Raw genomic sequence first — 26,422 nt, forward strand, 5'->3', positions numbered from 1 at the left:
TTTATTGACAGCGGTTTTTACCTTTATCCATCGTGTTAACTGGTTGATGGATCACGCACTCTTTTTCCCCTTTCAGCTTGATGTGTAAGGCTGAAGGTAGCTGTTCACTCTTAAGGTACAACACGCCAGATTGCCCTACATAGCCAATATTTTGCTGCTGTGGATCGACGACTTCAGTACCGAATGGCAGGCTGTGACCATCGGCTAACTCACCGCGTAAAATAAAGGTTTGTCGAGTGTCGGTTTCTAACTGAATGTAGTTAACTGCGCCTTTATATGGACTAATATTTGCCATATTGCCGAGTACTTCAGCGCCTTCTGTTTTTTCAGTATCAGAAAGGGTATATGAGTTAGCGCGATAAGGGGTGCTGTTGGTTACTAGCACCACACCGCGTTGATTAGTTAGTGTGGTTTTATCGTCATTGACCATCATATTATTGGCCATTGGGGCATCAATGATGGTGTAGGTATCTCCGGTATCACCCGATAAGGCGATATGGTTAGGGATAGCGACCAAGGTACCTCGGGCACCTAACCCTGCCTGACGATAATCATTCGCTTCGGTATAAGAGCCGGATAATGTGGTGTAAGGGTGCTTATAGGTAATATTTCCACCAAGGACATTGTTGCCCCCAGACTGATTTGTGCCCGTCACGGTGTAATTAACTTGGTTATCTTTCCCCGCGATACCACTGACACTCAAAGCTGTTTGTTCATAGTGAGAGTCAGTAAAATAGCTACCTAAGCTTACGTTAGCGCGTTTTTCAAATAGGTTAATGGGAACGCTAATATTCATATAAACGCGGGTTTCTTCTTTATTATCATAATTACGCATCCGTGATACGGATACGCTGTAGGAAATGTCGTTGTAGTTGTTGGCATAACCGACTTGATACTCTCGGCTACTGCCGTGGGTATTCCAGTAATCACGATGAGTTCCAGAAACAAAAACAGAGCCATAATCGTCGCCAAGTTGCTGATTCAAGTTAACGGTGAAAGTATTTTTCGCCCGTGATCCTCGTAGGGCATCGAAGTTACTTAACGAGAGAGCTGAATTGTTATTATTATTGCCAATTTGGTTGGCATTTTCGTCTTGATATCGCTGCCATGCTTTGTAGTTATCATGAGAGTAAATTGAATCAACAAAGCTGTAGTAGCCACTGGTGGAATAACGGTACGTGGCGAGAGTTAAACTGGTCGAGGTGGCATCAATAAATTTACTGTAGGTTAAACGATAGCTTTGGCCACTCTTATCTCCGCTATCCAATTTAGTTTTGGCATGAGTGATGTCTGCGGAGATAGCACCAAAGCGAAAGTTCCAACCACTCCCAATGACGGCGGAGTAATATTTCTCACTGAGTAGAGCGCCGGAATAGAGCGTCACTAAGTTATTCAAACCGTAATGATATTCACCTTGAATAAATTTAGGTTGGTATGAGGTATTGTCGATTTTTGCTTGCCCAGCAAGAACGTTATAGTTGGAAACTCCCTCTTTAAGCATGTCTGGCACGGCGGAGTAGGGAACTGAAAATGACTCTTTTCGACCATCAGCCTCTTGTATTACCACCAATAAATCACCACTTCCTGCACTAGGCTGAATATCGTTAAATGCGAACTCTCCCGGTGGAACGTTTTCTTGATAGACCAAATACCCATTTTGATAAACGGTGACTAAGGCATTGGTTTGTGCGACGCCTCGAATAATCGGCACAAAGTTTTGACTTGAGTTCGGCAACATACCGACTTCCGTTGCGAGCATTACACCTCGTATACGGATGCTATTAAATAGTGCCGTTGGTGTATAAAAATCGCCAGCCTTCAACCCTGAATTAATTTGGCTGATTGGGCGGTATACATAGCGGGTATTATTGCGCCATTTTTGCGAGCCATGGGATGAATAGCGATAACTTGATTCATCACGAAATTGCCATGCACCTAAATTGACACCTGAGTTGAGGGTGGCATAGAAATTTTCATTATTTCTCTTCTCGCGTTTTTTCTCTTTATAACTGTAATAATTTGTATTGTAAGCAAAAATAATGGCTGGGACTCCATGTTGCCACAAGCTAGGATCGACATAACCAGATTCAGATTGTTTAATCGATACTTGTGGAACGGTAATATTCAGCTGCAATTCGCTGATTTTAAATTGGTAATGTAGGTTGGGTGCCTGTGAGCTGAGTTGAACATATGCGTTATCCTCAGGCTGATCTGTTTGGTTAGGCGTGGCCTTTAAACCGAGCTTAGGGACATCACTTTGTGCAATGCTGATCTGCTTACCATTATCCTCAACATTGATGTCAAATTGTCCTTTCCAAACCTGATTAACATAGAGATCCACAAGCTGTTTGCCCGCTGGAATTTGCCCATCAGAATAGAAACGAGAAATATCTCCTTTTGCAGATTCACCCACCAAAAGGGAGGTATCAAATTCATCTGCAAATGCATTTTTTAGATAAGTCTGTAGCCCTATTAAAATAAGGATGTAGAGATAATTTTCTTTTTTCATGATGGTTTCTTCTGTTAAAGCTGAAGGTTTTTAGATTTGAAAACACCATAATCATCAACATAAGTCAGAATAAGATTGTTACCTTTTAACTGCTTTTTTAACGGTAGCGTTTTGGATGTGTGTGGTGGAACCATCTCTGAATCAATAAGCGCTGTTTTTTTATCTTCAGGCGTTGTAATAGCAGCAATAGTAAAGTGGTATTGGGAGTTATTATTCACGACAATGCCGTTATTATTTAGCTTGTAACTAATATTGTCTGTGATATTTTCAGGTGATTCAGTTAATCCCGTAGGTCGATAAAATAATTTTATTCTTGAACGTGCTGCTAATTGAATTCCATTTTTCCCTTTCATTGAGTCCGGTGCTTTAGGAATATCTAAGACATTTAAATAAAAAACACTTTCAACATTATCTGGAAGTTTTCTATCTGTTTTTTTGATTTTTAATTGTTGACCTTGTAAACCTTCTATTTTGATAATAGGAGGGTAAAGATAAAAAGGTGCATCTGAATTTTCAGGTGTTGAGTTTATATTTCCATCATCAATCCAAGATTGAACTAATGACGGCGTGTTACTGTTATTAGTTAATTGAATGGACATGCTTTGTGCAGCTTCAGGATATATAATTCGTGTTCCTGTAATAATAACGTTTGAAAAGGTTTCTTTAGAGAATAATAAAATAAGTAAGAATAATAATTTTATTTTCATAATAAATTCTCACTAAAAGCTAGGCTCATAGGAACCTAGCTTGAGTTTATTGTTATAGATATGAAACGGTATAAATAACGTTTGATTGCAGCGCACCGACAGATGCGGCAGTCGCATTTGTTTTGTAGTAGCTAGCAATTAAGTTTAATGTCGCACCTGCAGCTGAAGTGGTATTGGCTGCAGTTAGCTGAGTATCAAAGGTCGTATTTAATGGAATAGCAACGGTTGGTGATCCTGTCTGTGACAAGCTAAAGCCCACGTTACGTGCAACGGTCGGATCATTTTCGTTCACTGTTGTATTCATTAAATACAGGCCTGAAGGCGAAATATTACTTGAAGAGAAGTGAAGTTTTAATGTTCCTGCTGGTGTACCCCCACCAACAATTGCACAGTTTGAAAAGGTAAGCGCAAAGGCTTTTTGGTTTTTTGTAATAACTGTACTTGCCGTTGTTCCTGCATCAGAAGATATAATCGGATCTAAAGCAATCGACATATCAGCGCTGTTATTACCATTAATCGTACAGGTAGTATCACTAATTGCACCGGAGAAAGAAATAATACCTCCAGGGCTATTTGTGGCAGCAATTACTGAGCCAGATAACACGGATAAGGACAGTATTGATAGAGAAAGTATATGTCTAGGCATAATTAACCCCATCGAGGTTCTCGATTAATTAAAATAAGTGATTTTTTTTCGCGAGTCAGAATTGACTAGCTTTTTAAGCTTAGACAAGGTTTAAAGATCTTCAAGATATGTAAAGTGGAATTCTTAGGTTTATAAAACCAATGATTTTAAATTCTCAGATTAAAAGTCTGCATTTTTTATTTTTGATTATCATATATTCTATTTTATTGCTTGTAATGAGTGATGTTACTTAGTTAAGTATAGATAATATAAGGAAGATTCTATTTTGTTATTTTATTTCTATTCTGGAATTTTTTATTTTTATTTATCTTCAATATTTAAACAAGTAAAAAGAGTATTATGCTTTTTTAATATTTTGTTTAATTAATTAAAAATTTATTGAGTGATTAGTCTTGTTAATTATGTGGTTAATTTTTGATGGGGTGTTTTTCAATTTAACTGCACATTGAGTTGTGGGGTTCAAAAAATTAGTTCAAAAAAAGAGAGCATAAACGTTATTTTTGAATAAGAAATAGTGTATTAGAAATAACTAAAATTACCTTGATTTAGATAAATAAAATGAAAATTAAAACAATTCTCATTTCTGATTTTTGAACCATAATGATAAGTAACATAACGTAGAGAGATGGGGTGCAAAATGGTCGGACTTTTCAATCGTTGTTTGTCACATGAAGACGCAGGAAAATTGCTGTTGCGCTTAGCAGTGGGTGGGTTAATGCTATTTCACGGAATGAGCAAGTTGCTAACAGGGGCGAGTGGCATCAAAGGGTTGTTAGCCTCGTATGGTTTACCTGAATTTATTGCTTACGGCACACTTTTGGGTGAAGTGGTTGCACCTATTTTCATCGTGTTGGGTATTTTAACCCGACCATCCGCATTGTTAGTGGCGTTCACGATGGTTGTTGCATGGTTAATGGTGGGGTTAGATAAAACGTTCTTACTGGATAAAACAGGGGCATGGGCGATTGAGAGTATCGTTTATTTCTTTGTGAGTGCGCTGGCGATTGCGTTGCTGGGGGCCGGGAAATATTCCGTGGTGAAAAGCGAAAATTGGCGATAAATAGTGTGGCATAGTGAAAAGGGCATCGAAATCGATGCCCTTTGTTTGATCACGAAAAACGCTATTTAGCACTAAATTCTAAGATGGTTTTCTGTAAGAACGCATCTAGCAGGCGACTATCTCTACAGGATGGCTCTGGAAATTGGCCGCGTTCCATGCTGTCTATGGTTTCTTGGATTAATGCATCAATAGCGGGTCTGCGCGCACCATAAAGGCTTTCTTTGCCTCGACCTTTTATCTCTAGCAGCGTATTAATTTCCGCTAATACATCCTTTTGGCTAACACATGCCGCGACTAAATCACTAAAAGCCATCGGTGGCATATTTCTATGGTTCTCTATCCATCGCAAGGCTAATACTGATCGTAAGATATAAAAGTATTTTTTTAATCTCACTTCTTCGCCTTTGAAATCAGTGTGTAAGTTCCTTTTACTGATAGAAAGATAGTGATAACGCGCTTTTAACGGTGAGTAAAATTGTTCAGCCAATGATTCTAACTGAGCAAAAAAATCCTCATCTTTATGATAAACAATTGGTGATTGTAACCATTCAATTAATGCGGGGTTGGAATTACGCATCAGTTTTAAGGCTTTTGATAATTCCCAACCCGACACATCCAGTTCATCGTCAATCGGCTTCTCTATCACATCACGCTTTCTATCGAGTGTGAGATACCAATCGAGTGAATGAACATAAATAAAGCGCACATCATAATCGCTGTCTTGTGAGGCGAACCCCCAACCACGACTACCGGATTCACAGGCAAATAATATTTTGACTTGGTGAGTGCGCTCTATTTCGCTTAATGTTTCACGTATCCTTTCTCGCATCGGCATGGATACGCCATCACTTATATTTTCCATGCTGCTATTTTCCATTTGAACTCCTAATTGGGGAGAATTACCCCTTCACACACACCACTTGGCGTAGAGTATGCACAATTTCTACCAGCGATGATTGGGCTGCCATAACCGCATCAATGTCTTTATAAGCCATTGGAATTTCATCAATTACATCACTATCTTTTCGACATTCAACGTGGGCGGTCGCTATCTTTTGGTCGCTCACTGAAAAACGTTTTTTGGCTTCTGTTCGGCTCATTACGCGTCCTGCGCCATGACTACAGGAACAAAAACTCTCTTCGTCTCCAAGACCTCGAACAATAAAGCTTTTGGCTCCCATTGAACCAGGAATGATCCCCATTTGCCCTTTTTGGGCAGATACGGCCCCTTTTCGGGTAACTAGGATCTCTTCACCAAAATGCTGCTCTTTCTGCACATAGTTATGGTGGCAGTTTACGGCTTCTTGTTGCGTCATAAACGGTTTGGTGATTTCTTTCGACAGCGCTTCCAGTACGCGGTGCATCATCACTTCACGGTTATGGCGGGCAAAATCTTGTGCCCAACCTACGGCTTCCATATAGTCGTTGAAGTATTGGCTACCCTCTTGGAAATACGCTAAATCACGGTCGGGTAAGTTGGCGATATGTTGCTGCATATCTTTTTGCGCTAAGGTAATAAACAAGTTACCAATCGCATTTCCCACACCGCGAGACCCGCTATGTAGCATTACCCAAACGCGGTCTTGCTCATCCAGACACAGCTCAATAAAGTGGTTCCCCGTTCCCAAGGTTCCTAAATGGTTGTAATGGTTTGTCCCACGTAACTTCGGGTACTTATCGCAGATACGTTTGAACTCTTCATCCAGTTGCGCCCAATGGGTATCCACAATATCAGGAGCACGATGCCAAGCGCCTTTATCTCGACCATGTCGATGGGTGGTTCGTCCGTGAGGTACCGCGGCTTCAATGGCAAAACGAATATTTTGCAGGCTATCTGGCAAATCCGATGCAGTTAATGATGTACGTACCGCAATCATCCCACATCCGATATCCACGCCAACCGCCGCAGGGATAATCGCCCCTTTAGTTGGGATCACGCTCCCAATGGTGGAACCTTTACCCACATGCACATCTGGCATCACTGCGAGGTGTTTAAAGATAAACGGCATTTTGGCTGTGTTTTGCAATTGGGTCACTGCCGCAGGATCGACAGGAACTCCGTGAGTCCACATTTTTACAGGGGCACTATTTGGCTGCATGATTTGGTTAAAGTTATTGTTATTCATTGTTATTCCTTAATTTTTACCAATCCGTTTAATACTTGATCCAATCCACCGTAAACGGAAATTTGGTCGATTCGATGTGCAATATTTTCTAAGGTTTCGAGTTCTTTTAAACGCAAGGCAATGGGGTTGTTTTCCATTACTTTGGCGGTATTTAACAGTGAGCGCGTGGCGGCGGTTTCTTCGCGGCGACGGATCACGTTGGCTTGCGCCGATTTTTCGGCTTCGACTACTTGAGACAAGATGGTGCGCATGTCTCCGGGCAAAATAATATCTTTCACGCCAATGCTATCGATTTCTAAACCGAAAGTGAGGGCGGTTTGTACCACCTGATCCATCATCAGTTGGTCGATTAACTGCTTGTTTTCCAAAAGCTCATCTAAGGTACGTGTGCCGATAATTTCACGCAGGGCAAATTGCAGCTCGCGATATAAATAGTCTACCGGTTGGCTCAATTTGGATAACGCCAATAAAATGTCGGCATAGCGCCAGTTTGCCGATAAGTTAACACGTAAAGTCACTTTATCTTTGGTCAAGATCTCCTGACCGCTGACTTCCAATGCCTGTAATCGCGTATCAATCACGTCCACTTCAGGCTTGCGACAAATCTTCCAGTAGCCGTAAGTGCCGGGTTGTAAAACTGACTGGATCTCGCCATCCAACTTAAAGATGCCCACATGCCATGCAGGGACTTGGCTGATTAAGGCCAGATCGGTACCTTTGATGCGTTTTTTACCCGCCAAGCGCGCCAGTAATGTTGGGTTGATAACCACATCGTCTGTTGATTGGGTCTTGATGCATAACGTATTGCCTGTTTTCCAGTACAGCCGGCGCGTCGCGGGCGCTAAAATTTCAGTCAGGCTGTTATGCAAATAAACCAAGCCCATTTCATCATCTGCGAGGGTGATATCCACGCAGTATTCTTCAACCCAATCAGGATGAAACTGGCGTAAATGTTCAGCGAGTTTTTCTTCAATTGGGTCATTATTCAGTTCAAACAGTGAAACCGTTAGTTTATTAAACCAATCATTGAGGCGATGTTCACCAGCGGTGAACAGTTGCTTGAAATCGCCTTTGTTTGAAGTCAGTGCAATGTATCCCTGTGCCACGTTAATTTTTGTCATTGTTATTTTCCTTTTTATTTATTGAGGTGTTATCGAAATTATCGACGAAGCGAAGAGGGAAACAGCTGAGTGCCATAGGGCTGTCTACTGTTCTGCTCAATGCCCGGTGCGATGACTCGGATAACACTGTGTGGCGAAACGGCAACCACGTTTTATTCATTTGGTTTTGAATGTCGGGACTCGAACCCGATAGCGCATGCTATTACCAGATAGGTCTTACCAACGGCGGAATACAGACCATGAAGTGGGGCTAGCCACCATGTCTGCACCGGTAGAACTGAAGTTCTGACAAATTCCGGTAGTGGACAGCTAGACTATTGCCAGATGCGTGCCAACTTTTTATGAATGCCATTAAATATTTTTAAATGATTGATATTTAATGGTTAATTATTTTAATGATTTTTTTGGTGCCATTGTTAGGCAGAATGACTTATTCTTATTTATATATTTTTATATCGCCTTTTATAAATTTTTATAAATATGAATCAGAAAAGAAAAGTGGTTATTGGCGTATTGGGTACTGTGCTCGACCGCCGAGGTAAAAAAGCCAATCGCTGGAACAAATGGCGGCCTACCGTGGGACTGTGCCAACAAGCAGATTTAGATATTCACCGTTTTGAGCTAATTCATCAGGTGAATGACTACTCGCTCGCGTGCCGCGTGAAAGAGGATATTGAGCAGGCATCGCCGAAAACTGAGGTGGTGCTACGTGAAGTGGATATTGCGGATCCGTGGGATTTTGAAGAGGTCTACACTTCACTGCTGGATTTTTCCGCAGACTACCCTTTCGATACACAAAACGAAGAGTATTTGGTGCACATCACGACAGGCACCCACGTAGTACAAATCTGTTGGTTCTTGCTGACTGAAGCCCATTATCTGCCCGCAAAATTGATCCAGACTTCACCGACTCGTGGGGAACGGGAAACCGATCCTGCGGGTATGTATGCGGAGATTGATCTCGATTTAAGTCGTTATACACAAATCACCAGCCGTTTTGACAGCCAACAGCAAACTCAATTGGCATTCTTAAAAGCGGGTATCGCCACCCGTAATCGGGCGTTTAACACTATGATTGAGCAAATCGAGCGCGTGGCACTGCGCTCTAAAGCGCCTATTTTGCTCAATGGCCCTACGGGAGCAGGAAAATCATTCCTCGCTCGGCGAATTTATCAGTTACGCCAAGGACGCCACCAAGTCAAAGGGCGTTTTGTGGAGATCAACTGTGCGACCTTGCGCGGCGATAATGCGATGTCCACGTTATTTGGGCATGTGAAGGGCGCATTTACAGGGGCACTTAATCCGCGCCAAGGGCTACTGAAAGAGGCCGATGGGGGCATTTTATTTTTGGATGAAATTGCCGAGTTGGGGCTTGATGAGCAAGCCATGCTCTTAAAAGCCATTGAAGAGAAAAGTTTTTTCCCGTTCGGTTCAGACAGTGAAATTCAAAGTGATTTCCAGTTGATAGCAGGAACCCATCGCAACCTTGCCGAGTGGGTGGAAGAGGGGAAATTCCGCGAAGATTTATTCGCCCGTATTAATATGTGGACGTTTGCGTTGCCAGGGCTGGCGGATCGCCGTGAGGATATTGAGCCGAATATCGATTATGAGCTGGCAAAATTCTGCCAAGCGGAGCAATGCCAAATCCGTTTTGACCGAGAAGCTCGCAAGCACTATGTTCAGTTTGCTTGCTCCTCTCAAGCCGCATGGCGTGGTAACTTCCGTGAGCTAGGCGCTTCAATTTCCCGAATGGCAACCTTTGCGGAACGTGGGCGCATTTCGCAATCAGTGGTGGAGGAAGAAATTCAGCGCCTGAGTCAGCAGTGGCAGCCTAAATCTAAACTACAGCTGCCCGAACAAGTGGGGGAAATCGACCTGTTTGAGCAGCAGCAGCTCGCCACTGTACTGGATGTGTGCCGAAAATCTTCATCATTATCAGAAGCCGGTCGCACATTGTTTGCGGTGTCTCGCCAACAGAAAAAACAACCGAATGATGCCGACCGGCTACGTAAATATTTAGCTAAGTTTGGGTTGGATTGGGATCAGATCAGATAGATTTAAATAATAATAACGATAAAACAAGGAATTATGATGGAACTGACTTTCTTGGGTACTAGCGCAGGTGTGCCAACAAAAGAGCGCAATGTCACCAGTATGATATTAAATTTAGTCGGTATCCGTAAAAGCTACTGGCTCTTTGACTGTGGCGAAGGTACCCAGCACCGAATTTTAAATAGCCCCTTTAAAACACCTAAAATCGAGAAGATTTTTATTACCCATTTACACGGTGACCATATTTTTGGTTTACCGGGATTGCTGTGTAGTCGTTCTATGGGGGGAACGACGGATCCCTTGAGACTATATGGACCAAAAGGGTTGAAGCAGTATGTGGAAACCGTTTTATCAGTGAGCGACTCCTATATGACTTATCCTCTTGAAATTGTAGAAATTGAGGCAGGTAAGTTATTTGATGATGGGGAGCTAATTGTCACAGCGTATCGGTTGGATCACCGCGTAGAATGTTATGGCTATCGTATTGAAGAGCATCCAAAACCGGGGGCGCTAAATGTGCAAAAACTGGAGCAAGATGGGATCCCTCGCGGGCCTTGGATGCAGGCGCTGAAAAAGGGTGAAGTTATTGAGCTAGAAGATGGCCGTATCGTGAATGGGGCTGACTACCTTGGTGAGCCAGTTGCAGGTAAAGTGGTCGCGATTTTTGGGGATACTATTCCAACACCAGACGCGTTGTTATTGGCAAAAAATGCCGATGTGATGGTGCATGAAACGACGTTAGAAGTGGCGCTAGAGGCGAAAGCCAATGAACATGGGCACTCTTCTACCCGCCAAGCGGCGCAGCTAGCCAAACAAGCGGGGGTAAAACGGTTTATTGCGACGCATATCAGTGGGCGTTATGGACCTGATGAAATTCCACGTTTACTGGCGGAGTGCCAAGCTGAGTTTCCTGAGACGCAAATAGCGGAAGATTATTTGACGGTGAGAGTTTAGTTTTGAAGCAATCGACACGCATAAGGAAAACGTGTCGAAAAACTGACAGAAAATGTACATATAGGAAAATCGTGTCGATTCAATCGACACATAGATATGAAATGTCGATTTTTATTGTAAAAATCGACATATAAAGATGAAGGGATATATCGTACTAGTAAATCACTTTCACAAACCCATTGCGGCAGTAAGTTTCGTACTCATCACTCAGCTGTCGGTTTGTCACTATCACATCAAACTGGGACAGTTCGCCCATATTGGCGGTCGCCACTTCATCAAACAGATTGTAAGGCGCTAATAAAATCTTACGGATAGATTTTTCCATACCTTTCTTTTTCATCGGTAAATCATCGAGATTATAGCAAGTCACCCCGTAGGTGCTGTGAACCCCAGTGGCAGACATAAATGCTTTTTTGGGGTTAATGGAATCGAGTAAAGAGGGCAGCGTAGGGCTGTAAAAAGAATCACTTTTTGGGCGATATTCTCCACCACACAGTAGCGCTGTGGCATTTTTTTTCTGGCTCAATGCGAGAAAAACGTTATGAGAATAACAAATTCCGGTAAAGCTAATTTCTTCTGGAATTAAGGCTATCAAGGTCGCCATTTCGATGCCATTGTCGAAAAAGATCACATCGTCTTCACTGACCATACTGGCGGCTAAATTTGGGATATACAGGTCTTCAGTTTGATCTGGCGTGAAAATATCGGCATGAGGTTCGTGAGGGGCTAAGGTGGTAGGTTGAGTGACAGAAACAATATAGCCACCAAGCAGTGACATCGGGATAGGGCCTTCGGTATCCGCATTAAGATCTCGACGAATGGTCATTTCAGAGACTTCGAGTATTCTCGCGGCTTCTTTAAGATGAATGCGTCCTGAACGTTTAATACATTCACTTAATCGGCGAAGGCGTTCTTTTTGTTTAGTTTCTATCACCCTGCAATCCTTTTTATGATGGCGCGGACGAACCGCGCCCCGTTGTTTAGTAGTCACTTGGAGTGATATTTTCTCCAGTCACAATTGAGACACTTGCGCTTGCGCCAACACGGTTAGCACCCGCTTCAATCATTTTAATTGCGGTTTCGCGAGTACGAACGCCGCCAGATGCTTTAACGCCAATTTCATTACCAACGACTTTGCGCATCAAGGCAACATGATGCTCGGTGGCACCCATTGTACTGAATCCTGTTGAAGTTTTCACAAAACCAACTTTCATTGTGCGGCAAATTTCACAAACTTGTGTGATTTCTTCATCAGTTAACAGGCAGTTCTCTAAAATAACTTTCAAAGTGGCATCACCACAAGCGGAAAATACCGCTTCGATATCACGACGAACGAACTCTAAATCACCGCTTTTTAGCATGCCAACGTTGATAACCATATCCACTTCATCAGCACCACGGCGTACCGCTTCTGCTGCTTCAAATGCTTTAGTTTCTGTTAAACCAGCACCTAATGGGAATCCTACCACACAGCAAACTTTTACATCGCTATCTTTTAAGCATTCATTTGCAAGTGGAACATAACCGGTATTAACACACACAGAGGCAAAGTGGTATTGCGCAGCTTCTGCACATAACTTTTTGATATCACTGACAGTTGCGTCTGCGGCTAATAATGTGTGATCAATATATTTCGCTAAATCTTGCATTTTATACCTTCCTATATAATGAAAATTAGGATAAACGTGGGTTAGATAACAATGAATGAGGAAATGTGGCAGATGTAACACTTGATCATTCGTTATTCGAGATCCTAATCACAAATGATATTTTTGCAACATGATAATGTTAGAATCATATCATTATGTGATTTATTTAACACGAGGGACGTCATGGATATAGCAGTTATCGGTTCAAATATGGTCGATTTGATCACTTACATCGACCAAATGCCAAAAGAGGGTGAAACCCTCGAAGCGCCAGCATTCAAAATTGGTTGTGGCGGTAAAGGCGCAAACCAAGCGGTTGCAGCGGCAAAATTGAACTCAAAAGTGATTATGTTAACCAAAGTCGGTGACGATATTTTTGCGGATAATACCATTCGTAATCTTGAGTCCTACGGCATCAATACCCGTTATGTAGAAAAGGTACCTTGTACATCGAGCGGTGTTGCCCCGATTTTTGTCAACCAAAATTCGTCTAACAGTATTTTGATTGTCAAAGGAGCGAATAAATTCTTATCTCCAGAAGATATCGACCGCGCTGCGGAAGATCTGAAAAAATGCAAATTGATCGTATTGCAGCTGGAAGTACAGCTGGAAACGGTTTACCACGCGATTGCTTTCGGGAATAAGCACAACATTCCTGTGTTACTTAACCCTGCGCCAGCACAACGCGCACTGGATTTAGATTACGCATGCCGTTGTGATTTCTTTGTACCGAATGAAACCGAGTTAGAGATTCTGACCAATATGCCTGTGGACACCATGGATGACGTGCGTCGTGCTGCACAATCCCTGTTAGACAAAGGCTTGAAAAACCTGATTGTCACTTTAGGTGATAAAGGTGCGCTATGGATGACTCGCGATAGTGAGCTGTTCATTCCGGCTATCAAAGTTAACGCGATTGATACCAGTGGTGCTGGCGATGCGTTTATCGGCTGCTTCTCTCATTATTATGTCCACACTGGAAATATCGAGGAAGCGATGAAAAAAGCGGTTCTATTCTCGGCTTTTAGTGTAACCGGAAAAGGTACGCAATCTTCTTACCCAAGTATCGAGCAGTTCAGTGAGTTTGTGCAGTTGAATAATTAGTATTAACCATCTTTCAAGCGCCAGAAGCATTACCTGTACCCACAATATTTGCTCTGAATTTGAATGATGTTGAGCATGACCGGTTGAAATAAAGGTTGCCGTTAGAGCACTAAAGCCTGTTTAACCGGTTAAAAATATAATAAAAACGATTAAGGGTTAATATGAACATCAAAAATATTACTCAGTTACCAGATGGTTACCTGAGCAGAACACCTATATTCCAATTTATCCTACTTTCCTGCTTATTTCCGCTCTGGGGATGCGCAGCAGCACTGAATGATATTTTAATCACACAGTTTAAAAGCGTTTTTGAACTCAGTAACTTTGCCTCTGCATTAGTGCAAAGTGCGTTTTATGGCGGTTACTTTTTGATTGCTATCCCTGCCTCACTGGTTATCAAGAAAACCAGCTATAAATACGCGATTATGATCGGGCTTATTTTGTATATCGCGGGTTGTTCCATGTTCTTCCCTGCGTCTCATATGGCGACTTACACCATGTTCTTAGCCGCGATTTTTGCTATCGCGATTGGATTAAGTTTCCTTGAAACCGCTGCGAACACTTACAGTTCGATGATTGGTCCAAAGCAGTATGCGACTCTGCGTCTGAATATTAGCCAAACTTTCTACCCAATCGGTGCCGCGGGCGGGATCTTACTGGGTAAATATTTAGTGTTCTCAGAAGGTGAAAGCTTACAAAATCAAATGGCGGGAATGGACGCAACACAGCTTCATGAATTCCGTCTGGCTATGTTAGAAAATACCCTCGAACCATACCGCTATATGATCATGGTTTTGGTCGTGGTCATGATTCTGTTTTTACTGACTAAATTCCCGAAATGTAAAGTGGCAGAAACGGTGGATCATAAACGTCCTTCTGCACTGGATACCTTAAAATATTTAGCCAAAAACAGCCGCTTTAGAAAAGGGATCATCGCCCAGTTCTTATATGTGGGCATGCAAGTTGCAGTGTGGTCGTTCACCATCCGCTTAGCGCTGGAAATGGGGGATATCAACGAGCGAGATGCCTCTAACTTTATGGTGTACAGCTTCGCCTGTTTCTTCATTGGTAAGTTTATTGCCAACATCTTAATGACTCGCTTTAACGCCGATAAAGTACTGATTATCTATTCGATTATTGGTGTGCTGTTCCTGGTGTATGTGGCCTTTATGCCAAGCTTCACCGCAGTGTATGCGGCAGTATTAGTGAGTATTCTGTTTGGACCATGCTGGGCAACTATCTATGCCGGCACTTTGGAAACCGTCGACAACGAGCATACTGAAATGGCGGGTGCGGTGATTGTAATGGCGATTGTGGGTGCGGCAGTTGTGCCTGCTATTCAAGGTTATGTCGCGGATATCACCCACTCTCTGCAACTCTCTTTCTTAGTTTCAATGTTGTGCTTCGTCTACGTGGGCATTTACTTCGTTGGCGAACGTCGCTTTAAAGCTAAACAACAAGCCAAATAATTAACTGTTACTCAGGGTAGGCGTTACGCCTACCCATCTTTACCTCAAACCGTGAGTATGACAATGAACACAATTATCCCGTTACATAAACGCTTATTTACGGAAAAACCGACCTTAGTTTTGAAAAATAGCCAGTTTTCCGTTTCCGCATTTGTCTATCAATCTGGCGTGCAAGGGCTGCGTGTTGAAAACTCGCAGGGGCACTTAACCATTTTGCCATTTTTAGGGCAGATGATTTGGGATGCTGAGTTTTGCGGGCAAAATCTGAAAATGGAAAATATGTTTTCAGAACCCAAGCCTGTTCCAACCGTGATTGAAACCTATGGCTGCTTCGCCTTCCATTCTGGAATAATCAGTAATGGTTGCCCATCACCAGAAGATAATCACCCACTACACGGGGAAATGCCCTGCGCACCGATGGATAGCGCATGGCTTGAATTGACAGAAAACAGCCTTAAAGTGTGTGGCGAATATGAGTATGTGATGGGCTTTGGCCATCATTATTGTGCGTCGCCATTTGTGCAATTACATACCGATAGTGCGCTGTTTGATATTCATATGTCCGTCACTAACTTGGCATCAGTGCCAATGCCGCTCCAATATATGTGCCATATGAACTATGCCTATGTGGACGACGCCACTTTAACGCAGAATATTCCTGAGCAGGCGATTAAGCTGCGTGAGTCTATTCCGGGGCATGTGCATCCAACCCAAAAGTGGCTCGATTTTAACCAAGCTCTTAAGTGTGGCGAAGTGAAGCTAAATCAACTGAATCAGCCGCAAATGTGTGACCCTGAAATTGTCTTCTTTATGGATAATTTGAGCCAATACACTGCAAATCCTGAATTTAAGATGACTTCGCCAGCAGGCAATACGTTTGTGACCCGGTTTAAAGCCAATGAACTAAATTATGCGACTCGCTGGATTTTATATAATGGCGATCAAAAAGTGGGGGCATTTGTGTTGCCAGCAACCTGTCGCCCAGAAGGGTTTATTGCTGCGAAAAATAACCAAACGTTGATTTGGTTGGCGGCGGGAGAAAACCGTCAATTTACCGTGACGACGGGCGTCGAACAGTAAATTTTGTTTTTGAGTTTTTTATGAGGCTGCCAATATGCAGCCTTTTTATTCATATTGCTGACACTCTTCTTGTAAGTCATCGAGTACGCTTTGAGCATTAAATGTAGGGGTACCCTTGCCATTGGGTAGCATCATAATTGCCGTTTTTATATTAGCGCTCGCCATGTCAGGTAATACTTCCATCATTACATGTTCCAACGTCATAGGAAGCGGGTAACATCCGCTCCATTCATCGGTTAAGCATAATTCGGCATACTCTTTTGCGACCCACAACGGTAAAAATAAACACTGGCTATCATCTTGTGCCGTGACTAAGCCATCATGGTTACCCAATGTCCATACTTGCTCCCAGTCCGCAACCTTGCCGATAAAATAGTCATATCGTTGATGAGGATTCAGCAGTAGAACATTTTGGATTTCTTGTTTTTTAGGTGAAAAATAGATGCTGTTCATTATTAGACTACCTGAAAAGTAATTGATAATTATTGAGAAAATTAAATGAATAATTGATATCTTAGCAGTTATTCACTCACTATTTAGAGTGTTATATTTTACACAGCAAATTGGTTTTCAATGTCAGTTTAGGGCAATAGACATGATAGAAGCACTACTTGAAAAATATGCCATTGGCATGACCATCATTGCCGTCTGTTTAGCGTTGTATTTGCTTTTTGAAGTTTTACACAAGCGGCACAAACATAAGCGAAAAAGCATTTTGGTGCATGTGATCCAAACCATGGTGCTATGCGTGATGGTGTTGGTGGCGGCTCAATCTGTGGATATGGCAGCCAGTGATTTTGATTTAACCTTTATTTCAACACCACTGATTAATTTAGTCGCCATATCGGTGATAGCATTGATTATCACGCGAAAATTCTTTCAGTTGGTTAACCGCTTAGAGAAAAAACAGATTAAAAAAGGCAGTGACCCAACTTCTGCTAGGATTATTGCGCGAGTATTTAAGACGGCGGTCATCGTCGTCATTATGCTGCTATTTGGCGAACATTTTGGCATGAGTTTGTCAGGATTGATGGCATTTGGGGGCATTGGCGGTATCGCCATCGGTATGGCGGGTAAAGATATTCTGAGTAACTTTTTCTCAGGGATCATGCTCTATTTCGACCGCCCGTTTAATATTGGGGATTGGGTCAGCTCACCGGATAGAAATATTGAAGGGACAGTCGTTGAAATTGGCTGGCGGATCACTAAGATTGTCACGTTTGACCATCGCCCGCTCTATATTCCTAACTCGCTGTTTTCTTCCATTAGCGTTGAAAACCCGGGGCGCATGACTAATCGACGGATTAAAACGGAAATCGGTTTACGTTATGAAGATTCTGACAAAGTCAGCGCGATTGTGGACGATATTCGCACCATGCTGAAGCAAGATGAAAATATCGATACAGGGCAAACCTTGTTGGTCTATTTCGATGCGTTTGCTGATTCTTCCCTGAATATTATGGTGTACTGCTTTACGAAAACCACCGTTTGGGCAGAATGGCTGGATGCACAGCAAGCAGTCTATTTGAAAATTATTGAGATAGTTAAGCGTCACAATGCGGACTTTGCGTATCCATCTCAAACTCTGTACGTGGAAAGAAACAAGTAACCTCGTCATCCTAAAAAATTAACCGACTGATCCACTGTCATGAGTGTCTGTTTTGGTCGGTTAATCTGCAAATAATTTATTTTTTATAGTTTATGACTAAAAAGCCTGTGAGGTTGTCTGGAAATTTTTATACTATTAACCAGTAAGTTATAAAAAATATTTACCCTAGGCAAAACTGAATAGTTTTGCATTAATTCTGACTATTTCAATCTCAGTATCTATCAAGTATATTGAGCCCCTCTTTACCTCGCTAACCAAGAGCCAGACTGCTATGAAGAAAATCAATGTGGCATGTAGCCAGGGGGTCGCTATCTATTTTACGGGTCAATTCCAGTGGGTAGATATTCGCGATGCACAGTTAAATAATATTGCTGCGGTTGTGCTCTCTGAACAAGATGCCAACCAAGGGCTGTGGAAGAGAGTTGCAGACAGTAAACTCAGTATTCCGCTGTTTGTCATTAGTGACAAGCAGCTACCAGACAATGCACCAACACCTGACTATTTGACGGCATTATTACCGCCAGCGCCTGCTGCGCGCGAAGAGAATAGCCGCCAATTACGGGATGCTGCAAACCAATACCTTGAACAGTTATTGCCGCCATTCTTTGCGCGAATGATGGATTATGCTGCGGGCCACAATGTGACATTTGCCTGCCCTGGGCACCAAGGTGGACAATTTTTCCGTCGGCACCCAACGGGTGAACAGTTCTACCAATTCTACGGTGAAAACCTTTTTCGCACCGACTTGTGCAACGCTGATGTGGCGATGGGGGATTTGCTTATTCACGAAGGTGCAGCAAAAGAAGCGCAAAAATTTGCGGCGAAAGTATTCAATGCTGATAAAACCTACTTTGTGCTTAATGGCACGTCGTCATCCAATAAAGTGGTTTTAAACGCCTTATTAACACCGGGTGATTTAGTGCTGTTTGACCGCAATAACCATAAATCTAACCATCACGGTGCCTTGATCCAAGCGGGGGCAACACCGGTTTATTTAGAAACGGCACGTAACCCATTTGGATTTATTGGTGGAATTGATGCCCACTGTTTTACCGAAGATTATCTGAGAAATGCGGTGAGCGAAGTGATGCCGGAAAAAGCACAGGCAGAAAAACCGTTCCGCCTTGCGGTGATCCAACTCGGGACTTATGACGGCACGGTCTACAACGCGAGACAAGTGGTGGATAAGATTGGGCATCTTTGCGAATACATTCTGTTTGATTCCGCGTGGGTGGGTTACGAACAATTTATTCCGATGATGCGCCAATGCTCGCCGTTACTGCTGGAATTGAATGAAAATGACCCCGGTATTATGGTGACGCAATCTGTTCACAAACAGTTAGCTGGCTTTTCCCAAGCTTCACAGATCCATAAGAAAGATAACCATATCAAAGGGCAAGAGCGTTTTGTTTCCCATAAGAAACTGAATAATGCGTTTATGATGCACGCCTCTACCAGCCCGTTTTACCCACTGTTTGCTTCACTGGATGTGAATGCGCGTATGCATCAAGGGGAAGCGGGGGAAATGATGTGGATGGAGTGTGTGAGACAAGGAATTGAGGTACGAAAATCCATTATTCAACACTGCCGTCACTTTAGACCGTTTGTGCCTGAGCTGGTGGATGGCAAGCCGTGGCATGAATACCCAACAGAACAAATTGCGTCAGAAAAGCGTTTCTTTAATTTCATTCCGAAAGCGCGCTGGCATGCGTTTGATGGTTACGCGCAGGATCAATATTTCGTTGACCCTTGCAAGCTGATGCTGACCACGCCGGGGATTGATGTAGAAAGCGGGGAATATGAATCTTTCGGGGTTCCAGCCACGATTTTGGCGCATTTTCTGCGTGAACATGGCGTGATCCCGGAAAAATGTGATTTGAACTCCATTTTGTTCTTGTTAACCCCTGCAGAGTCGCGGGAAAAACTGGAGCTGCTAGTTTCTCACTTAGTCCGTTTCGAACAGCTTTTGGATGAAGATGCGTTATTTGAAGACGTATTGCCGTCAGTGTATCAGCGTTATCAGGAACAGTACCAAGGTTATACTTTGCGTCGATTGTGCCAAGAAATGCATCAATTAAGCGTAGATTTTAATATTAAACAGCTGCAAAAAGAGATGTTCCGTAAGGCGCATTTCCCTGTGGTGAAAATGAATCCACAACAGGCACATCTGGAGTTTATTCGTGGCAATGTGGAGTTACTGCCGCTGGATGAGCTAGAGGGGCGAATTGCTGCAGAAGGCGCGTTACCTTATCCGCCGGGCGTGCTGTGTGTGGTTCCGGGGGAAGTGTGGTCAGGCCCTGTTCTTCAGTATTTTAAAGCGTTGGAAGCGGGAATTAATGCGCTACCAGGTTTTGCGCCGGAGCTGCAAGGGGTCTATATTTCGAAAAATGAAAATGGACCAAAACGCGTGTATGCGCATGTTTTGAAATAAATCTCTTGGTATTCAGACATCAAGCATAGATTTTGCCCCATGAGATAGCTAAATTGGGATCTGCGAAATGTGGATCCCGATTGACGATAAGGCAACCCTATGACGAAAAAGATTATTTTAGACTGTGACCCAGGGCATGACGATGCCATTGCTATGCTGTTGGCTTACGGTAATCCAGACATCGATTTACTCGCCGTCACCACGGTTGCAGGCAACCAAACTCTCGAAAAAGTCACCCGTAATGCTCGTGCGATTGCTGAAATGGCCAATATTCGCGGCATTCCTTTTGCTGCGGGTTCAGCGCGGCCATTAGTACGTGAAGTGGAAGTAGCGCCCGATATTCATGGGGATTCCGGGTTGGATGGCCCAGAGCTTCCAACGCCGACGTTAGCGTTGGATGAACGCCATGGGGTGAATCTGATCATCGATACCATCATGTCCCACCCGCCAAAAACCATCACTTTAGTGCCTACGGGGGCGCTGACCAATATCGCGTTAGCAGCAAGGTTAGAACCACGGATTGTCGAACGTGTAAAAGAAGTGGTATTGATGGGCGGCGGCTACCATGTGGGAAATTGGAGCCCGGTAGCGGAATTTAATATCAAGATTGACCCAGAAGCGGCGCACATTGTTTTCAATGAAAAGTGGCCGTTAACCATGGTCGGTTTGGATCTAACCCACCAAGCGCTGGCAACGCCAGAGGTAGTGGCGAAAATTGCCGAAATAGACACGATATGCTCGCAGTTTGTCGTCGAATTGCTGGATTTCTTCGGGAAAATGTATAAACAGGCTCAGGGCTTTGATGCGCCGCCAGTGCATGATCCTTGCGCAGTCGCTTATGTGATTGACCCGTCAGTGATGACCACCCAAAAAGTCCCTGTGAACATCGAATTAACGGGAACGTTAACTCTTGGCATGACGGTGGCTGATTTTCGTCATCCCGCTCCAGCCAATTGCCATACGCAGGTTGCTGTGAAACTAGATAGCGACAAGTTTTGGCAGATGGTTATCGAGGCACTGAAAAATATTGGTTAATGGAATCGTATTTAACATGAAGAGTGAATTAGAACAGATGCCTTATGAGGCATTAATTGAACGCAGTATGAATTCCCTGCAATTGAAAAATCAGTTCCATTGCGATAATTGGAAACTGGATGAAGCCAGTTGGTCGGTAGACCAAGATGAAGGCACCATTATTTTTCATGCGCCGGACGATATAATGGTGACGGCACCTGTGCAAATTATTGGGACTTATGACCAAAATATGGGTAGCTGGATGTGGGGCTGGGCAAATAGCTCCATTGAAGAGCCATTAATGCAGGATGCGATCACGGTTAAAGCTTACGGTGAGCGCCAAGATAATAGTTTGCTGACTTCCCGTGTGAGCGATATCGAAGAGAATGATGCATGGCAACTCGCCGCATTGGCATGTGAGCTAAATGAGCAACAAGGTGTTTATCGCGGCGTTGCAGGCAGTACACTGATTTTTATGACATTCGGTCAAGTATCCCTCCAAAAAATGTAAGCCAAAAACGCCTTTTTTATCGTTGCTAAGAAGGGCGTCACCAATTTCTCGAAAACGACCCACCCAGTTTATTATGACAACAGTTTATTATGACAAAAGAAAGCCAGCTGTTAAAATGCGGCTTTCTTTTGCTATTTCACAACAGCATAAGCCTTAAATTCGATATCAACGCCAAAAGACCAACATGCAACAAAATCAAACGATAGAACAAAATACACCATCAACAACAGGTGGTTACAAAAATCTTAACCGCTTCTCGGTTGCGCCGATGCTCGATTGGACTGACCGTCATTGCCGTTATTTCCATCGCTTATTAACGAAAAATACGTTGCTGTACACCGAAATGGTGACGACCGGTGCGATTATTTATGGTAAAGGCGATTATCTTGCTTATAGCGAAGAAGAGCATCCCGTTTCCTTGCAATTGGGCGGTAGTGACCCTGCGGCTTTAGCGCAATGCGCAAAATTAGCGCAAGAACGTGGTTACGATGAAATCAACCTGAACGTCGGTTGCCCATCAGACCGCGTACAGAACGGGCGTTTTGGGGCATGTTTGATGGCGGATGCTCAGCTGGTCGCAGATTGTGTCAAAGCGATGCGTGATGTGGTGTCTATCCCTGTGACGGTGAAAACGCGAATTGGGATTGATGAGCAAGATAGCTACGAATTTTTATGTGAATTCATTGATACTGTCTCCACAAAAGGGGACTGCGACATGTTTATTATCCATGCTCGCAAAGCGTGGTTATCAGGATTAAGTCCAAAAGAAAACCGTGAAATCCCCCCGCTGGATTACCCTCGCGTATACCAATTAAAGCGTGATTTTCCGCATCTAACTATGGCTATCAATGGGGGCGTTAAAACTCTTGAAGAAGCTAAAGAGCATTTAAAACATTTAGATGGCGTGATGGTGGGTCGTGAAGCGTATCAAAATCCGTCAATTTTAACCGCGGTAGATAATCAATTGTTTGATGAAACAATGCCAATTGTCGATAGCGTGGCCGCTGTACGTAGTATGTATCCATACATCGAAAAAGAGCTGTCTAACGGGGCTTATTTAGGGCATATGACTCGCCATATGTTAGGGATTTTCCAAGGGATTCCGGGGGCTCGTCAATGGCGTCGCCACTTAAGCGAAAACGCTCATAAACAAGGTGCTGACTTATCTGTGGTCGAACAAGCGCTCGCGTTTGTCACTCGTGGCGAGTAAACAATGCTTAAATAAAATTTCGATTTTGGTTGATGCGGGCTGAATAGGATTATCTGCATGCTATGATAAAACTCATTAATGAATGAGGAATAAGCAGATGAAAATATTAATCGCAACCTCTTTGCTGCTGTTAGTTGCTGGGTGTTCGGGGTCAGGTGGGCAGATGCGAGAACCACCAAAGCAAGATCCTTATGAGGGAACGGTGTTAAACACCATCAAAGAGAACCAGCAGATCTACAAAGAGCAGCAAGCACGCAAAGGGCACTATTAATTATTAGTGCAACTGAAGTGAGTAAAATTGCAGTGGTTAGAATTTTAAAAGCGCCAGTTATTGATAGCTGGCGCTTTTTTATAACGGAATAATTTTAAGGAACTAGCAGGCTAGAACCTTGAGTCTTACGTTGTTCCAACGTTTGGTGCGCTTTTTGGGCATCTTTCAGTGCAAAAACTTGGGATGCCGGTACATCCACATTCACTTTGCCACTTAAAATCATGTCAAACAGGGCTTTGCTGGCTTGGTCTAACTCTTCTCTGTTAGTAACATAGCCACCTAGTGATGGGCGGGTCACATACAGAGAGCCTTTTTGATTTAAGATCCCTAAGTTAACCCCAGTTACGGCACCAGAAGCGTTACCAAAGCTCACCATTAAGCCGCGACGCTTCAGTGAATCTAAAGAAGCTAGCCACGTCGCTTGACCTACGGAGTCATACACGACATTCACTTTTTCGCCGTGAGTGATTTCTTTCACTCGCTCAGCAATATTTTCAGTTTGGTAGTTGATGACTTCCCACGCGCCTGCGGCTTTCGCACGCTGCGCTTTTTCTTGCGAGCCAACGGTACCAATCATTTTCGCGCCTAACGCTTTTGCCCATTGGCAAGCAATGAGGCCAACACCGCCCGCTGCTGCGTGGAACAAGAAAATTTCATCTTTTTGAACTTGATAGGTTTGATTGAGCAGGTAGTAAACCGTCATTCCTTTAAGCGAACAGGCTGCCGCTTGCTCGAAGGTGATGCCGTCGGGTAAGTGTGCCACGGCATTGACGGGCACATTATGAACTTCACTGTATGCGCCGAGAGGGCCTTGTGCGTAAACCACGCGATCACCTGGTTTGAAACCTGTGACTTGGGAGCCAGTTTTAACCACCACACCCGCCGCTTCTGTGCCAAGTCCACATGGCAAATTTGCAACTGGATACAGCCCACTGCGTACATAGGTATCAATAAAGTTAATACCAATTGCACGGTTTTCGATTTGGATTTCATTTTCAGCCGGCGCATTCGGGGAATAGTCGACAAAATTGAGAACTTCAGGACCACCATGTTGCGAAAATTCAATACGTTTTGCCATGATCATCTCCAATGAGTGAGTTTGTTTTTATTAACAGTATCAATTGCTCCATCATAACGCGATGCTTTAATGAGAAGAATTATCGGTTTGTGCGCTGCGTTAAGATTGCGCCTGCAATAATATCTTGTGCAGATAACAATAAAGACGCCACAAGACACCTAAGATTGGCGTATACTAACTGTTGGTTAATTATAGACGTGGATATTTCAAGTATGGCTAAAAAACCCTCCTCAGATTACAAGACAAACCCACCGCGCGATCAGCAAATGGAAGGCTTAAAACTTCCTCCGCACTCTATCGAAGCGGAACAGTCTGTATTGGGGGGACTGATGTTAGACAACGAACGCTGGGACACAGTCTCTGAGCGTGTCACGTCAGCGGACTTTTTTAGTCGTCCTCACCGCACTATCTTTGCTCAAATGCAGATCCTGCTTGAGCAGGGCAAACCCATTGACTTGATCACTCTATCAGAATCTCTTGAACAACAAGGGGAACTGGACAGCGTTGGGGGCTTTGCTTACTTAGCTGAATTATCAAAAAATACCCCAAGTGCGGCGAACATCAACGCTTATGCGGACATCGTCCGTGAACGTGCCATTGTGCGCGATATGATTTCCGTTGCCAATGATATTGCTGATGCTGGGTATGACCCACAAGGCCGTAGCAGTGAAGATTTACTCGATTTCGCGGAAACTAAAGTTTTCCAAATTGCAGAATCTCGCGCGAATAAAGATGAAGGCCCGAAAGGGATTGAAGCGATTTTGTCGGAAACCGTTGAGAAAATCGAACAGCTTTATCAGCAGCCTCATGATGGTGTCACCGGGGTTTCCACGGGCTATCAAGATTTAGATAAGAAAACCGCAGGGTTACAAGGCTCAGATTTAATTATTGTTGCCGCACGTCCATCCATGGGTAAAACCACTTTCGCGATGAACTTGTGTGAAAATGCGGCGATGACAGAAGAGAAACCGGTACTTATCTTCAGTTTGGAGATGCCCGGCAACCAGATCATGATGCGTATGCTTGCGTCACTGTCTCGCGTAGACCAAACCCGTATTCGTACGGGGCAGCTTGATGATGAGGATTGGGCGCGAATTTCGAGCACCATGGGCATATTGATGGAAAAACGCAATATGTACATCGATGACTCATCGGGGTTAACACCAACAGAGGTTCGTTCCCGTGCACGCCGAATTTACCGCGAACACGGCGGGCTAAGCCTGATTATGATCGACTACCTTCAGTTAATGCGCGTGCCAGCGTTGTCCGATAACCGTACATTGGAAATCGCCGAAATTTCTCGTTCTCTCAAAGCGTTAGCGAAAGAATTAAACGTGCCAGTGGTGGCGCTTTCCCAGTTAAACCGTAGCTTGGAGCAACGAGCAGACAAACGTCCAGTCAACTCCGACTTACGTGAATCAGGCTCCATCGAGCAAGATGCTGACTTAATTATGTTTATCTACCGTGATGAGGTCTACCACGAAAACAGCGACCTCAAAGGGATCGCCGAAATTATTCTGGGTAAGCAGCGTAACGGCCCGATAGGTTCTGTGAGATTGACGTTTAATGGGCAGTGGTCGCGGTTTGATAATTATGCGGGGCCAGCCTACGATGACGAATAACCTAATCTCGTCATATTTTGAGCTGTAGCTGTGTTGGTTGCTCTCAGCCACCCTAGTCACATACTTGTGTATGCTCCTAGGGATAGCTTCGTTTACCGCCTTGCTACAGTTCAAACTATTTAGAGATTGGTAAGCCTCGTCATACTTTACACTGTGGCGTTGTTGGCTGCGCTCGCTAACCTGAGTCACATACTTATGT

Annotated in this window: 23 protein-coding genes; 13 read left to right on the forward strand and 10 right to left on the reverse strand. The window is 43.6% G+C overall.

The window, feature by feature from the left end; translation table 11 throughout:
- Position 1: 1 nt before the first annotated feature.
- Genes LDO73_RS02510 through LDO73_RS02520 form a run of 3 tightly spaced genes read right to left on the reverse strand, consistent with a single transcriptional unit; the run spans position 2 to position 3,862 of the window.
- The gene (locus tag LDO73_RS02510; protein ID WP_224060052.1) at positions 2-2,509 is read right to left on the reverse strand and encodes a fimbria/pilus outer membrane usher protein; all 2,508 of its coding nucleotides are present in this window, start codon (positions 2,507-2,509) and stop codon (positions 2-4) included.
- 14 nt (positions 2,510-2,523) lie between these two features.
- Positions 2,524-3,216, reverse strand: coding sequence for a fimbrial biogenesis chaperone (locus LDO73_RS02515; protein ID WP_224060053.1), 693 nt, complete (start codon positions 3,214-3,216; stop codon positions 2,524-2,526).
- Between the two features lie 52 nt (positions 3,217-3,268).
- A complete protein-coding gene (locus LDO73_RS02520) occupies positions 3,269-3,862 on the reverse strand; it encodes a fimbrial protein (protein ID WP_224060054.1) in 594 nt (197 codons plus the stop codon).
- 637 nt (positions 3,863-4,499) lie between these two features.
- Between LDO73_RS02520 and LDO73_RS02525 the strand changes: the two genes are divergently transcribed.
- A complete protein-coding gene (locus LDO73_RS02525; RefSeq protein ID WP_224060055.1) occupies positions 4,500-4,922 on the forward strand; it encodes a DoxX family protein in 423 nt (140 codons plus the stop codon).
- A 61-nt stretch (positions 4,923-4,983) separates the two neighbouring features.
- Here LDO73_RS02525 and LDO73_RS02530 read toward each other — a convergent pair whose 3' ends face one another.
- From LDO73_RS02530 to LDO73_RS02540, 3 genes are read right to left on the reverse strand one after another with little or no spacing between them, the layout of a single operon-like run.
- Positions 4,984-5,799, reverse strand: a complete 816-nt coding sequence (locus LDO73_RS02530) for a nucleotidyltransferase domain-containing protein (protein ID WP_423810870.1) — start codon at positions 5,797-5,799, stop codon at positions 4,984-4,986.
- 22 nt (positions 5,800-5,821) lie between these two features.
- The gene (locus LDO73_RS02535) at positions 5,822-7,048 is read right to left on the reverse strand and encodes an RtcB family protein (protein ID WP_224060056.1); all 1,227 of its coding nucleotides are present in this window, start codon (positions 7,046-7,048) and stop codon (positions 5,822-5,824) included.
- Between the two features lie 2 nt (positions 7,049-7,050).
- Positions 7,051-8,169: a slipin family protein gene (locus LDO73_RS02540; protein WP_224060057.1), complete on the reverse strand. Its 1,119-nt coding sequence runs from the start codon at positions 8,167-8,169 to the stop codon at positions 7,051-7,053.
- A gap of 480 nt (positions 8,170-8,649) precedes the next feature.
- Here LDO73_RS02540 and rtcR point away from each other — a divergent pair, with 480 nt between their 5' ends.
- Both rtcR and rnz read left to right on the forward strand, forming a co-directional pair.
- Positions 8,650-10,224 carry an RNA repair transcriptional activator RtcR gene (gene rtcR / locus LDO73_RS02545; protein WP_224060058.1) on the forward strand — a complete coding sequence of 525 codons (1,575 nt, stop codon included), beginning with the start codon at positions 8,650-8,652 and terminating at the stop codon, positions 10,222-10,224.
- Positions 10,225-10,260: 36 nt separating this feature from the next.
- Complete coding sequence (rnz, locus tag LDO73_RS02550) at positions 10,261-11,175, forward strand: ribonuclease Z (RefSeq protein ID WP_224060059.1); 915 nt, start codon at positions 10,261-10,263, stop codon at positions 11,173-11,175.
- Between the two features lie 154 nt (positions 11,176-11,329).
- On the opposite strand, the gene LDO73_RS02555 is transcribed toward rnz, so the two are convergent.
- Positions 11,330-12,109 carry a DeoR family transcriptional regulator gene (locus LDO73_RS02555; protein WP_224060060.1) on the reverse strand — a complete coding sequence of 260 codons (780 nt, stop codon included), beginning with the start codon at positions 12,107-12,109 and terminating at the stop codon, positions 11,330-11,332.
- Positions 12,110-12,155: 46 nt separating this feature from the next.
- Positions 12,156-12,824, reverse strand: a complete 669-nt coding sequence (gene deoC, locus LDO73_RS02560) for a deoxyribose-phosphate aldolase (protein WP_224060061.1) — start codon at positions 12,822-12,824, stop codon at positions 12,156-12,158.
- A 183-nt stretch (positions 12,825-13,007) separates the two neighbouring features.
- Between deoC and rbsK the strand changes: the two genes are divergently transcribed.
- The 3 genes from rbsK (at position 13,008) to LDO73_RS02575 (ending at position 16,477) form a co-directional block, all read left to right on the forward strand.
- Entirely contained in the window at positions 13,008-13,928 is a 921-nt protein-coding gene (gene rbsK / locus LDO73_RS02565) for a ribokinase (RefSeq protein WP_224060062.1), read from the forward strand.
- 161 nt (positions 13,929-14,089) lie between these two features.
- Entirely contained in the window at positions 14,090-15,397 is a 1,308-nt protein-coding gene (gene fucP / locus LDO73_RS02570; RefSeq protein WP_224060063.1) for an L-fucose:H+ symporter permease, read from the forward strand.
- Positions 15,398-15,460: 63 nt separating this feature from the next.
- Complete coding sequence (locus tag LDO73_RS02575) at positions 15,461-16,477, forward strand: aldose 1-epimerase family protein (RefSeq protein WP_224060064.1); 1,017 nt, start codon at positions 15,461-15,463, stop codon at positions 16,475-16,477.
- Between the two features lie 45 nt (positions 16,478-16,522).
- Here the strand turns inward: LDO73_RS02575 and LDO73_RS02580 are convergent, their stop codons facing one another.
- On the reverse strand, positions 16,523-16,930 hold the full coding sequence (locus LDO73_RS02580) for a DUF2750 domain-containing protein (RefSeq protein WP_224060065.1): 408 nt from the start codon (positions 16,928-16,930) through the stop codon (positions 16,523-16,525).
- A gap of 142 nt (positions 16,931-17,072) precedes the next feature.
- On the opposite strand from LDO73_RS02580, the gene LDO73_RS02585 reads away from it, so the two are divergent.
- The 6 genes from LDO73_RS02585 (at position 17,073) to LDO73_RS02610 (ending at position 23,523) form a co-directional block, all read left to right on the forward strand.
- Complete coding sequence (locus tag LDO73_RS02585; protein ID WP_224060066.1) at positions 17,073-18,086, forward strand: mechanosensitive ion channel family protein; 1,014 nt, start codon at positions 17,073-17,075, stop codon at positions 18,084-18,086.
- Between the two features lie 271 nt (positions 18,087-18,357).
- Positions 18,358-20,517: an ornithine decarboxylase gene (locus LDO73_RS02590; protein WP_224060067.1), complete on the forward strand. Its 2,160-nt coding sequence runs from the start codon at positions 18,358-18,360 to the stop codon at positions 20,515-20,517.
- Between the two features lie 99 nt (positions 20,518-20,616).
- Positions 20,617-21,552: a nucleoside hydrolase gene (locus tag LDO73_RS02595; RefSeq protein ID WP_224060068.1), complete on the forward strand. Its 936-nt coding sequence runs from the start codon at positions 20,617-20,619 to the stop codon at positions 21,550-21,552.
- A 16-nt stretch (positions 21,553-21,568) separates the two neighbouring features.
- A complete protein-coding gene (locus LDO73_RS02600) occupies positions 21,569-22,042 on the forward strand; it encodes a DUF6882 domain-containing protein (RefSeq protein WP_224060069.1) in 474 nt (157 codons plus the stop codon).
- 184 nt (positions 22,043-22,226) lie between these two features.
- Complete coding sequence (dusA, locus tag LDO73_RS02605; RefSeq protein ID WP_224060070.1) at positions 22,227-23,252, forward strand: tRNA dihydrouridine(20/20a) synthase DusA; 1,026 nt, start codon at positions 22,227-22,229, stop codon at positions 23,250-23,252.
- A gap of 97 nt (positions 23,253-23,349) precedes the next feature.
- Positions 23,350-23,523 carry a hypothetical protein gene (locus tag LDO73_RS02610; protein WP_181477955.1) on the forward strand — a complete coding sequence of 58 codons (174 nt, stop codon included), beginning with the start codon at positions 23,350-23,352 and terminating at the stop codon, positions 23,521-23,523.
- Positions 23,524-23,617: 94 nt separating this feature from the next.
- Here the strand turns inward: LDO73_RS02610 and LDO73_RS02615 are convergent, their stop codons facing one another.
- The gene (locus tag LDO73_RS02615) at positions 23,618-24,601 is read right to left on the reverse strand and encodes a quinone oxidoreductase (RefSeq protein ID WP_224060071.1); all 984 of its coding nucleotides are present in this window, start codon (positions 24,599-24,601) and stop codon (positions 23,618-23,620) included.
- 212 nt (positions 24,602-24,813) lie between these two features.
- Between LDO73_RS02615 and dnaB the strand changes: the two genes are divergently transcribed.
- Entirely contained in the window at positions 24,814-26,223 is a 1,410-nt protein-coding gene (gene dnaB / locus LDO73_RS02620; RefSeq protein WP_224060072.1) for a replicative DNA helicase, read from the forward strand.
- Positions 26,224-26,422 lie beyond the last annotated feature (199 nt).

Origin of the sequence: Providencia alcalifaciens (genome assembly GCF_915403165.1) — a bacterium.
Lineage (GTDB): Bacteria > Pseudomonadota > Gammaproteobacteria > Enterobacterales > Enterobacteriaceae > Providencia > Providencia alcalifaciens_C.

Coding starts and splice junctions, on each gene's coding strand:
- LDO73_RS02510 (WP_224060052.1), bottom strand. CDS start 2,509: ATGAAAAAAGAAAATTATCTCTACATCCTTATTTTAATAGGGCTACAG.
- LDO73_RS02515 (WP_224060053.1), bottom strand. CDS start 3,216: ATGAAAATAAAATTATTATTCTTACTTATTTTATTATTCTCTAAAGAA.
- LDO73_RS02520 (WP_224060054.1), bottom strand. CDS start 3,862: ATGCCTAGACATATACTTTCTCTATCAATACTGTCCTTATCCGTGTTA.
- LDO73_RS02525 (WP_224060055.1), top strand. CDS start 4,500: ATGGTCGGACTTTTCAATCGTTGTTTGTCACATGAAGACGCAGGAAAA.
- LDO73_RS02530 (WP_423810870.1), bottom strand. CDS start 5,799: ATGGAAAATAGCAGCATGGAAAATATAAGTGATGGCGTATCCATGCCG.
- LDO73_RS02535 (WP_224060056.1), bottom strand. CDS start 7,048: ATGAATAACAATAACTTTAACCAAATCATGCAGCCAAATAGTGCCCCT.
- LDO73_RS02540 (WP_224060057.1), bottom strand. CDS start 8,169: ATGACAAAAATTAACGTGGCACAGGGATACATTGCACTGACTTCAAAC.
- rtcR (WP_224060058.1), top strand. CDS start 8,650: ATGAATCAGAAAAGAAAAGTGGTTATTGGCGTATTGGGTACTGTGCTC.
- rnz (WP_224060059.1), top strand. CDS start 10,261: ATGGAACTGACTTTCTTGGGTACTAGCGCAGGTGTGCCAACAAAAGAG.
- deoC (WP_224060061.1), bottom strand. CDS start 12,824: ATGCAAGATTTAGCGAAATATATTGATCACACATTATTAGCCGCAGAC.
- rbsK (WP_224060062.1), top strand. CDS start 13,008: ATGGATATAGCAGTTATCGGTTCAAATATGGTCGATTTGATCACTTAC.
- fucP (WP_224060063.1), top strand. CDS start 14,090: ATGAACATCAAAAATATTACTCAGTTACCAGATGGTTACCTGAGCAGA.
- LDO73_RS02575 (WP_224060064.1), top strand. CDS start 15,461: ATGAACACAATTATCCCGTTACATAAACGCTTATTTACGGAAAAACCG.
- LDO73_RS02580 (WP_224060065.1), bottom strand. CDS start 16,930: ATGAACAGCATCTATTTTTCACCTAAAAAACAAGAAATCCAAAATGTT.
- LDO73_RS02585 (WP_224060066.1), top strand. CDS start 17,073: ATGATAGAAGCACTACTTGAAAAATATGCCATTGGCATGACCATCATT.
- LDO73_RS02590 (WP_224060067.1), top strand. CDS start 18,358: ATGAAGAAAATCAATGTGGCATGTAGCCAGGGGGTCGCTATCTATTTT.
- LDO73_RS02595 (WP_224060068.1), top strand. CDS start 20,617: ATGACGAAAAAGATTATTTTAGACTGTGACCCAGGGCATGACGATGCC.
- LDO73_RS02600 (WP_224060069.1), top strand. CDS start 21,569: ATGAAGAGTGAATTAGAACAGATGCCTTATGAGGCATTAATTGAACGC.
- dusA (WP_224060070.1), top strand. CDS start 22,227: ATGCAACAAAATCAAACGATAGAACAAAATACACCATCAACAACAGGT.
- LDO73_RS02610 (WP_181477955.1), top strand. CDS start 23,350: ATGAAAATATTAATCGCAACCTCTTTGCTGCTGTTAGTTGCTGGGTGT.
- LDO73_RS02615 (WP_224060071.1), bottom strand. CDS start 24,601: ATGGCAAAACGTATTGAATTTTCGCAACATGGTGGTCCTGAAGTTCTC.
- dnaB (WP_224060072.1), top strand. CDS start 24,814: ATGGCTAAAAAACCCTCCTCAGATTACAAGACAAACCCACCGCGCGAT.